This is a genomic window from uncultured Campylobacter sp. (assembly GCF_938031315.1).
Classification (GTDB): Bacteria; Campylobacterota; Campylobacteria; order Campylobacterales; family Campylobacteraceae; genus Campylobacter_B.
On sequence record NZ_CALHHT010000201.1, the window covers coordinates 1 to 10,795 of the forward strand.

Annotated in this window: 5 protein-coding genes and 1 pseudogene; all 6 read left to right on the forward strand. The window is 48.0% G+C overall.

The annotated features are described in order from the left end of the window. Window positions 1-361: 361 nt before the first annotated feature. Window positions 362-913, forward strand: a pseudogene (locus tag Q0236_RS13275) (penicillin-binding transpeptidase domain-containing protein); the annotation flags it as partial. A gap of 830 nt (window positions 914-1,743) precedes the next feature. Beyond that, window positions 1,744-1,893, forward strand: a complete 150-nt coding sequence (locus Q0236_RS13280; protein WP_366125037.1) for a pentapeptide repeat-containing protein — start codon at window positions 1,744-1,746, stop codon at window positions 1,891-1,893. Window positions 1,894-2,082: 189 nt separating this feature from the next. Next, window positions 2,083-2,226: a hypothetical protein gene (locus Q0236_RS05160; protein ID WP_297915759.1), complete on the forward strand. Its 144-nt coding sequence runs from the start codon at window positions 2,083-2,085 to the stop codon at window positions 2,224-2,226. Next, a complete protein-coding gene (locus Q0236_RS05165) occupies window positions 2,184-7,247 on the forward strand; it encodes an alpha-2-macroglobulin family protein (RefSeq protein WP_297915761.1) in 5,064 nt (1,687 codons plus the stop codon). Before Q0236_RS05160 ends, Q0236_RS05165 begins: the two co-directional genes overlap by 43 nt. Window positions 7,248-7,506: 259 nt before the next feature. Next, a complete protein-coding gene (locus Q0236_RS05170) occupies window positions 7,507-9,063 on the forward strand; it encodes a flavocytochrome c (RefSeq protein ID WP_297915763.1) in 1,557 nt (518 codons plus the stop codon). Window positions 9,064-9,286: 223 nt separating this feature from the next. Further along, on the forward strand, window positions 9,287-10,795 hold a 1,509-nt coding region (locus tag Q0236_RS05175), incomplete at its 3' end, for a phosphoethanolamine transferase (RefSeq protein ID WP_297915765.1).

A 10,795-nucleotide genomic window follows, 5' to 3' on the forward strand; every position in this document is an offset into this window, starting at 1 on the left:
GACAAATTCCATTTCAGACACTAGTGCACAGACAGATTTTACTCCAGACACTAAAATACAGACAAATTCCGCTTCAGGCGCCAAATCGCAGGCAAATTTCGCTTCGGACACTAAGGCGCAGATAAATTCCTATCCGAACGCCAAGACGCGGGGAAATTCCGCAAGCTCCGAAGCGAGCGCGCAGTCCAAGGAGCAAACTGCGCTAGCGCAGGAGCTTGCGCGTCTAAACGAGGGTAAAATTTATTCAAGCTTGGATCTGAAAACCCAGATCGCGCTTGAGGGTTTTTTGAAAAGCGAGATCCTCTCTCTACGCGATAAGGGCGTTAGAAACGGCGCTGCGGTGCTGATCGACAACGAAAGCATGAGGGTGATCGCTTACGTCGGCAGCCACGATTTTAGCGCTAATGAGGGGCAAAACGACGGCGTGCGCTCGCAAAAAAACGTAGGCTCGACGCTCAAGCCCTTCATCTACGCCAAAGCCCTTGAGCACGGGCTCATCACCCCATCAAAGAAGCTGATCGACGCGCCGATAACCTTCGCGGGCTATGTGCCGCGCAACTACAACCAGGGGTTTTTGGGCGCGGTGAGTGCGACCGACGCGCTAAGTCTTAGCCTAAATATCCCCGCGGTGAAGCTAAATTTGATGCTGGGTGACGACGGGCTGTATGAGATGCTTAGTGGCGTGCATCTGGCGGAGTTTAGCAAGGATTATTACGGCGCAGGTATCGCGCTGGGCAGCATTTCGATGAGCCTAATGGATCTTGCTCGCCTTTACAGCGCGTTTGCAAACGGCGGCAAGCTACGGAAGCTCGAAATAGCGGGCGCAAAGATCGGCGATGATGCTAAAATTTTAACCCCGCAGAGCGCCTACATCGTAACGCAGATGCTAAGAAACGCGCCGCGCTCTTATCTCGGCTCGGTGTGGCAAAATACCCTAAACGCGCCGCCGTTGATGTTTAAAACGGGCACGAGCGCCGATGCGCGCGATCTCTACACGGTCGCGCTCACGCCGAAATTTACACTCGGCGTCTGGCTGGGAAATTTCGACGGCTCCAAGACTAGGGATCTTAGCGGCGGCGTCAGCGCGGCAAAAGTGGCGTTTAATATGTTTGCTTTCCTCGATAAATCGGGCATGCTGGGCGAGGCGGAGTTTGCGCGTCCCGCGGGCGTGAGCTTGCGGCGGGTATGCACCGACGCGTACCGCGAAAAGGAGTGCGCTCAAAGCGCCGAGGATCTTACGATCGATGGAGTTGAGCCCAACGAGGAGTGCGAAATTTACGGCACGAGCGAGCTTTTTTATCTGCTAAAACACGGCCTAGTCGATCCTCAAAAGGTGCGCGCAGGAAGGTGCGCGGCTAAATTTGCCGCCGTAAAGCCCGTGCTAAACGACATCAACGCCAAAACCTACGAGACCGGCGCGGACGGCTTCTTGCGGCTTAAGGTGCAGTGCACGGCGGTTTTTGGCGAGCGCGTATATATCAGGCTAAGCGGCGGTTCGCGGGAGTTTATAGCGTTAAATTCCACTGCGTTTACGAGGGAGAATTCCGCGGATTTGGATTTAGAGCATTCTAGCGTGGCGCAGCAAGATAATTTAAAGCAAAATTTTGCAGAACAGAATTCTATAGCACAAAATTCTATGCGACAAAATTTAGCGTCGCAGAATGTAAAATCACAAAATCTTACGAAGAAAAATTCTGCGGGATGGAATTTTATAGCTGAAAATCCAGCTACACGGAATTTGGCATCGCAAAATTCTATCTTGCAAAATTCCACAGAGCAAAATTCGGAGGCTCAAAATTTCACAGCGAAAAATTTCGCGGATCAAAATTCCTCGCAGCAAAATTTTGTGGCACGCGATTTCACCACACAAAGCTTAGCGCCTACAAATTCTAAAGTTAAAACGGGAGAATATTTTGCACGCACTAACAGCGAGGCTTTTACGCTAAGTCTTGGAGCAGGGGATTTCGAGCTTGGCTGCTTGGATGAAAATGCAAATTTCGCTAAAGCAAATTTTAGAGTAAATGAAAGAAAATAAAAGGTTAATTTGTATATAATTTCGTAAAATTTTTGCAAAGGAATTTTATGAAGACAAAACTACTAAGCGCAGCGCTATTTTGCGCTTTGGCTAGCTTTGCCGCGGGCGTAGAGATCAAATACGTTAGCGGGGCTTACGAGATTAGCGGGTGGACGGCAGTGGATTTAGCGTCACGCAAAAGCAGATCTTAAAATGCACTCCCAAAATCACGGGCACCTACGAAAGCGTGAGCGAGAGCTCAATCAGGCTCTATCCTAAGCCGATGCTTAGCGCCGGGGTTAATTATTCGTGCGAGGCGCGCGGGGTGCGCTTTGAGTTCGAGACAGAGCCTTTTAGCACCGAGCATATCGCGCTTCTGCGTCCGGGGCTAGTGGCAATTAAATTTAACGATGCGGTTAGCAAGGACGCGCTACAGCAAGCGACTAGAATTTACCGCGCGCAGAATTTAGCCCAAAACGACATATCCTACGAGCTTAGCTCGCACGATGATAGGAATTTTTTATTCAGCTTCGATCCTAAGGCGCAAAACGTCGTATTGCAAATAGAATCCCTCACCTCAAAAGCAGGCGCAAAGCTGCAAAATCCGGTGGAGCTGCGCACGGACGAGGAGCCTTTTAACGACAGCATTAACGCTTCAAATTTAAGCGGCTTGCAGATCCGCCCTGCGGCTCTAAAAGACGGCTCGCTCGCAGCTAGAGTGTGTTTTCCTAACTATATGGACGAGCTGTCCGCCAAATACGTAAGAATCGCGGGTATGAGTAAATTTAGCCTCACTCAGCCGCGATATTATTATTATGACGAAGATGAAGAGGGCGGCGAAAGCGACGATCCTTCATGCTACTACTATGCAGATATAGTAAGCGACGAGTTTATGCCGAATAAAAGCTACGAGATTAGGCTGCTAAAGGGATTCGGAGATAGCTCATATATTTTGCGTGACGAGATCAAGCAAAGCGTAAAAATGGGCGACAGGCTGCCTTTCGTAGCCTTTAGCGACGAGAAAAATTTTATCCCAAAATCCGCTTCGTTAGCTTTTAAAAGCTCAAACGTAAATGAGGTTAAAATTTCGATTGCCAAAGTCCCTGAGCAAAATTTTAGGTATTTTTTAAACTTTGAAAGCAACGAAGATAGTGTAGGTGGGTTAGCTAGCGAGATCGCGGTTAAGAGCTTTGATATAGGGGGCGCTAAAAACGCCGTTGCGGAGCATAAAATCGCGATGGATTTTAAAGGCTATGAGGATGGAATTTATAAAATCACGGCGTTTTACAAAGTGGGCGAAAAGATACAAGAGGTTTCGCGCGTAGCCTATCTCAGCGACATTACGGCTCAAGTGGTACTGCTTGAGCGCGGTGCGCTAATTTATACTTCTAGGCTTAGTAATGGCGAGGAGCTAAGCAGAGCAAAGGTTAAAATTTACAGTGATAAAAACGAGCTAATCGCTGAGGATAAAACGGACGGAGATGGAATTTTAAGATTAGAAAATATGGAAATTCTAGCCAAAAATCCGCGCTCTATCGAGATTAGCAAAGGCGATGAGCATGCGTTCGTGCTGTTTAATAACGCCGTAGCAAGCGTAGAGAAAACGATTACTGCAAAGCGTCCGTTTGTTTATCTTGCAAGCGAGCTGATAAGCCCGAATGAGCGGCTTTTAGGCACGATCGTGATGAAAAATCGCGATTTTAGCTCTTTAAAAAATACGCCGATTAAATTTAAAATTTACGATCCTAGCGGCACTGTGGTCATCACGCGCGCGCAAAACACCGATGAGTTCGGCAGCGTTAAAATCGACGAGCTGATGGGCGAGAAAAGCGGCACTTACCGCCTAGATCTCATCTATGAGGATAAAATCATCGCTTCTAAAAGCTTCAGCGTAGAAAATTTCGTCCCAAACCGCATTAAAAATGAAATTCTTACTGCTAAAGACGAATATGGCGCAGATGAGATCATAACTTTAAAGCTAAGCTCAAACTATCTTGCAGGCGCGCCGGCCGGAGATTTGAAAGGCTCGCTAGAAGCAAATGCTTATGAAAAAGAGCTAAAAATTAAAGGCTACGAGGGTTTTTCGTTTCTAAACGATCGCTTAAAGAAAAAGGGCGCTACGCAGCTTCGCAGGGCGGAATTTACGCTAAGCTCCGCCGGTAAAAAGGAGCTTGCACTCTCGCCGGCGGCAGCTGATCTTAATGTCTCTAACGCCATAAATATTCTACTAAATTTCAGCGTAACCGAGGAGGGCAAAAACGTAAACGCATATCGCAGCCTGAGCTACCTGCCTTATGATCGTATCGTAGGAATTCGCGCGAGCAAGGATTTTATTTCAAGCGGCGATAGCGTAAAATTCGGCTTTGCGCTGCTAGATTCCAAAACCAAAACCGACGTTAAAGGCAAGATCGACGTTGAAATTTACCGCGACGATTTTACTTACGTTTATGACGGCAACAGATACGTCGAGCAAGAAAGCTTTAATCTCGTAAGCGCCGTTAGCACCGATGCGCGCGAGTTTGAGTATAAATTCCAAAACGGCGGCAATTATCTAATCGTCGCAAACGATTACTCAAGCGGCGCAAGTGCTGGCGTGCGCGTGGACGTAAGCGGCTGGGGATATTATGGACGGGTAAACGCTAAAGACGTTCAAAGCGCTAAAATCAAACTCGCAAGCGACAAGGTTAAAGCTGGAGATAAAATTAAAGGCGTCATCAATTCGCCGGTAGAAAGCGGCGTGCTAAATATATCGCTCGTAGGCGAGCAGGTTTACGACTATAAAATTCTATCCATAAAAGGCGGTAGCGCGGGATTTGAGCTTAGTGTGCCGGAGAATTTCGTCGGAGGACACATCAACGCTGTAATCGCGCGCGCCGCGACACCAGCTGCAATGCCGCTTAGAGCCTATGCAAACGTGCCGGTGGCGCTAGATGCGAGCTCGCACAAGGCTAATGTGCAAATCCTAGCCGAGAAAAGCTACAAAAACGGGCAAAACGCGCAGATCAGCGTAAAAAGCGAGCCGAATTCCAAAGTGGTGCTCTACGCAGTCGATCTTGGAATTTTAGATATCGTCTCACAAGAGGAGCTTGATGCATTCAAGGCATTTGACGTTAGCGCGTATTTTGCGCTGCGGTACTTCGACATTTACGACGATCTTAGCGTGTATCAAACTACTGCAAAAGAGCTAAGCTTCGGCGGCGACGGCGTAATGGCGAAAGCTAAACGAAATTTAAGCCCGGTCGAAAATAAAAAGCAGAAAAAATTTATCAAGATGCTGATCGCAAAAGCGGACGCAAACGGCGAGGCGAAATTTGAGCTTGCGATGCCGAAAAATTTTAACTCCACGATCCGACTAAGCGCCATGGCTATCGGAGAGGCGGCTACGATCGGCTCGGCAAACGTCGAAGCTAAGGTTCGAGACGACGTGATCATAAAGCCCGCCGATCTAACCTACATGGTGCGAGGCGATGAAATTTCCGTGCCGCTAACGCTCATCAACACCACCGATAAGGAGCAAAAGGCGGTCTTAAAGATCAGCTCATCTCCTTCGGTTGCTATAAGCGGCGGCGAGGCAAATTTCACGCTCAAACCGCTTGAGGTCAAGCATACGAACTTCACCGCAAGCGCGCTTGATATCGGCGATGCAAATATTAAATTTGATCTTGACGCAAACGGGCAGAAATTTAGCAACGATGTGGAATTTGACATAATCAGCCAGTTCCCGCGCTCGAAGATATTTCACGCAAGCTACGGCGATAAGCCGGTAACGCTCAAAATCGATCCGAGCTATAAAGAAATTTACGCTCACGTAAGCTCTACGCCTAATGCTTTTAGCCTAGCGGAGGAGCTTTACTCCTATCCTTACGGTTGCACCGAGCAGCTTACCTCAAAGATGGTGGCGCTTGATTATATCGCGCGCAAAGATTCCAACCAGACCGTAGTAAACTACGTAAACGCTCACGCAAATCGCATTCTCTCTCGCCTCAAACCTAGCGGCAGTTTCGGCTACTGGAGTGCTCACGGCGTTACTAATTACTACGCTTCGATTTACGCAAGCGACGTTTTACTAGAGCTTGACGCGCGCTATAAATTCCTTAGCAATAAGCAAAGATCGCTGATATTTAGCGCCTTAAAATCAGACTACGAAGATCAAGCGACGCTTCGAATATACGCGGATTTCGTGCTAGATCAATACGGCAAGCTGGATGACGATGAAATAAATTTCATTTACGACAACGGCCTTTATGACAACTCGCCGATGGCTCGCATCGCTATGGCTGCGATACTTAAAAAGCACAATATGACGACCGAATTTAACTTCATGCGTGAAAAAATAAACCAAATGGATTATGATTACGCCGAAGACGGAGCGGGCTTGACGTTTGCTAGCGACATAAGAGACGCCGCCTTTAAGCTCTACGCATTCGGCAAGGCGGGCATCAAAGACGATAGCACAAGCAAGGCGGCTATCGCGCTCGTACGAAACCTAAAAGATGCGGACAACACGCAGGAGCGAGCGAGCGTCATACGCGGATTTGATGCGTATTTTAAGGACGCGAAAAAAGATATTAGCTTTGCTTTGAAATACGACGGCGAGACGAAAAATTTCAATTCGCCGCTGGATACTAAGCTCGCGATTAAAGACGGCTCGATAGAATTTACGCCGATGAGCGGCAACGGCGAGCTGTTTTTTACGGTGCTGGGATTTGGATATGAAAGCGCTGCGGTCAAACATAGCCCGCTTAGCATAAATAGACCGTTTGATAACGACCGAGATAAGAAGGTTGAAATTTATCGCGAGTTTCTCGATGCTCGCGGCAACATCGTCGATCTAAACAAGCTCAAAGTAGGGCAGAAAATTTACTCTAAGATCAGCTGGCGAGCTAATCATTATCTATATAATTTCGCGATCGACGAGGCGATGCCTAGCTGCTTTGAGGCGGTAAATGAGCGCCTAGGCTCGGCCGCACAGGCTCGGCCGGAGGGCTTTGTAGATAGCGTAGCGATCGAGCATACGGAGTATCTGTACGACCGAGTGCTTCACTTCCCGAAAAGCGGTTATTTTTACTACGATCCGCAAGAGGGATATAATAGTACCGGCGTCATCTACACGCCGATAAACGTGATCATGTCGGGCTCGTGCGCGCTTCCTGCGATCTCCATCGAGGATATGCAATACGAGCGAGTAAATAATTACGATCTGCAAACGCTTAAATTTAAAGTCGCTCGCTAAGGCGTAGCGATTTTAAAGCTCGGCGCGAATTTTGCATTCATTGCGATTTTCGTGCCGAGATTTTTATTTGAAGCGAATATTTCACAAACGAGCGGCATTGTAAATTTTAAAATTTAAACCCCGCTTGCCGAATTTCAAAATTTTATATTAATCCCTAAATTTCATAGCTTTTTACTATCCATTCATAGCGTCATTCTATTTGACTTGCCTTTAAATTCGAGTTATTATTTCTAAACACATTTCAATTAAAGGAGTTGTAATGCAAAAGCATGACGTATCAAGACGTAGTTTTTTAAAGATTAGCGCGGTGGGTGCGGGGGCACTTGCGCTGGGATCTAGTAGCGCGTGCGCGGCACAAAATGCCAAGGACGTCAAATTTGATGAGGAATACGATATCGTCATCATCGGCACCGGTTTTGCGGGGCTTGCCGCGGCGATTAAAGCCAGCGGGCGCGGCAAAAAGGTGCTAGTGCTTGAAAAGATGGGTCGCGCGGGCGGGAATTCCGTCATCAACGGCGGAAATATGGCTGCTCCGATGAATAAATTTCAAGTAGCGCAGGGCATCAAAGACAGCAAGGAGCTTTTTATCGCTGATGCCGTAAAAGACGGGCTCGGGCTTAACCACACCGATCTTTTAGGCGTGATGTTTGATCGCAGCAACGATGCGGTGGATCTTTTGGTGGGCTGCGGAGCGGAGTTTAGCGATAAGTTGATCTTTGAAAGCGGCCACAGCGTCGCAAGAAGCTTGCAATCAACCAACGGCTCGGGCTCGGGCTACATCCAACCGATGATGGGTAAACTTCAAAACGATCCTAACGTCACGATCAAGACCCGCACGAAATTTGACGATTTTATCGTGGACGACAGCGGCCGCGTCGTGGGCGTAGAAGCGCGCGAGGAGTATAAATTTGATCCGAAGCTCTTTAGCGACGATCTGGAAAATAAAAGCGGTGAGAAAAAGAGCTATAAAGCCAAAGACGGCGTTTTGCTGGCTTCGGGCGGATACGGACGCGATCTATGGTACCGCCAGATCCAAGATCCGCGCGTAGTACCTAGCATAGACAGCACCAACCACCCTGGAAGCTCGGCAGGAGCGATGCTTGCGGCAAACAGAATCGGCGCTTTTACCCTTCTAACATCGTGGATTCAGTTCCTTCCGTATTGCTCGCCCGATGAAAAGGGCTTCGGCGCCGCAGTAAATTTCACCAACCACTGCTGCAACACCTACGGTCTAACCGTCGATCCAAAGACCGGCAAACGCTTTATGGATGAGCACGCAGGGCGCAAGATCAAGGCGGACGCCTGCTTTAAGGTTATCGGCGAGAGCGAGAAAAACGACAACTATCCGGTAAACGTCTGCGACTCTCAAGCCGTCGCCGCGCGTAACCCGGTCTATACTTCACGTCCTTTGGAAGCGGGCGTCGTGAAGAAATTTGACACGCTAGAGGAACTTGCAAAGGCTTACAATCTGCCGCTGGAGCCGTTTTTAAAGACCGTCGCGGATTATAACTCTTACGTCAAAGCGGGCAAAGACCCCGAATTCGGCAAAGTGGTCGATAAGCTAGACGGCATCGACGTTTCCAAACCGCCGTTTTACGCAAGCCGCACGATGCCGAAGGTGCACCACACGATGGGAGGGCTCGAGATTAACACCAAAGCTCAGGTAATCTCGAGCCTTACTCACGAGCCGATCCCGGGACTTTGGGCTGCGGGCGAGGTGACCGGCGGCGTGCACGGCGCGAGCAGGCTCGGAACCTACGCAATCCTTGATTGTATGGTTTTCGGAATGATCGCGGGCGAGAGCATCGGAGCTTAAATTTAGCGCCTGCAAAATTTCGGCGCGAAGCGGGCGTCAACGCGCGCTTTGTTAAATTTCGGCGCGAAGTAGCGGTATGTGCTTTGCGCCGAAATACTATATGTGTATTTAAAATTTCACAAAAATTTTGCTGCGATTTGTGAGATACAAAGCGCGGAATTTCCGAGCATTTACCAAAACGCCGTAAAATTTCAACTTGAAATTTTATCTCAAGGAACGCTTCGTGCCTAGCATTTTTAAAAATCCGTCGCAGCAGAAGCTTATTTTTCTAAGCTCGCTTGCTTTTGTGGCATTTTTTAACTTCTCGTTTTTTAAAAATATCATAAATGCCTACGGAATCTCGGGGCTAAATTTTATCTATCTTGTCTGCGATGTGGCAGTTTTGATCGCTTTTTTGACGCTATTTTTTACGATTTTTAGCTCGCGTTATACAACCAAGCCGATTTTGATGATATGCTTTTTTATTTCGTCGTTTACGGCGTATTTCATGGATAGCTATAACGTCGTAATCGATTCGGAGATGATCCGTAACGCAGCCCAGACGAACTTTGCCGAGTCGGCGGATCTTTTTAGCCCGAGACTAGCGATTTACGTGCTGGTGCTGGGCGTCTTACCCTGCGTGCTGATTGCTCGCTCGCGCGTTAGCTACCGTCCGCTTAAATTTGAAATTTTAGCTAAGCTCAAAACAGCGGGCATTTGCATAGCAATCATCGCAGCACTGCTTTTTGGATTTAGCAAATACTACGCGTCATTTTTCAGAGAGCATAAAATTTTACGCAGCTACGCAAATCCCGGATATTGGATCTACAGCGGCGTTAAATTTGCCGCAAAATCTAAAAAGCAGGGCTCGCAGCCTCTGATGCAAATCGCTACAGACGCGCATATCGATAAAAATTCTACAAGTCCAAAAAAGCTCGTCGTCGTAGTCGTGGGCGAAGCGGCGAGAGCGGATAGATTTTCGCTAAACGGCTACGAGCGAGATACTAATCCGCTACTAGCCAAAGAGCAGGGTGTCGTAAGCCTAAGCAATACCCATTCTTGTGGCACTTCGACGGCGCAAAGCGTGCCGTGCATGTTTTCGCTGCTAAATCGCGAGGAATTTAGCGTAGAAAAGGCTGCGGAGGAGCAAAACGTATTAGACATACTAAACCGCGCTGATGACATGGCGATTTTGTGGCGCGATAACAATTCCGATTCCAAAGGTGTGGCGCTGCGCGTAAAATATCAGAATTTTAAAATTCCGCAAAATAATCCGATCTGCGACGTAGAGTGCAGGGACGAGGGGATGCTTGCGGGGCTTGATAAATTTGTCGCCGAAAACGCGGGCAAAGATGTATTAATCGTGCTGCATCAGATGGGCAATCACGGGCCTGCGTATTTTAAGCGCTATAAGAAAGAATTTGAAAAATTTAGCCCCGTTTGCCGCGATAACGAGCTTGAGAACTGCTCGCAGCAAGAAATTTCAAATGCCTACGATAACGCGATTTTATACACGGATTATTTTTTAAGTAGGGTTATAAATTTTTTAAAACCGTATTCTAAGACGCACGAAACGGCGATGATCTATATGAGCGATCACGGCGAGAGTCTCGGCGAGGGCGGCGTTTATCTGCACGGCATGCCTTATCTTTTCGCTCCCGAGGCGCAAAAGCATATCGGTGCTATTGTTTGGCTAGGTGAGGGAAAAATGCGCGAAAGATATGATCTGAGCGTACTTAAATCGCATAAGGAT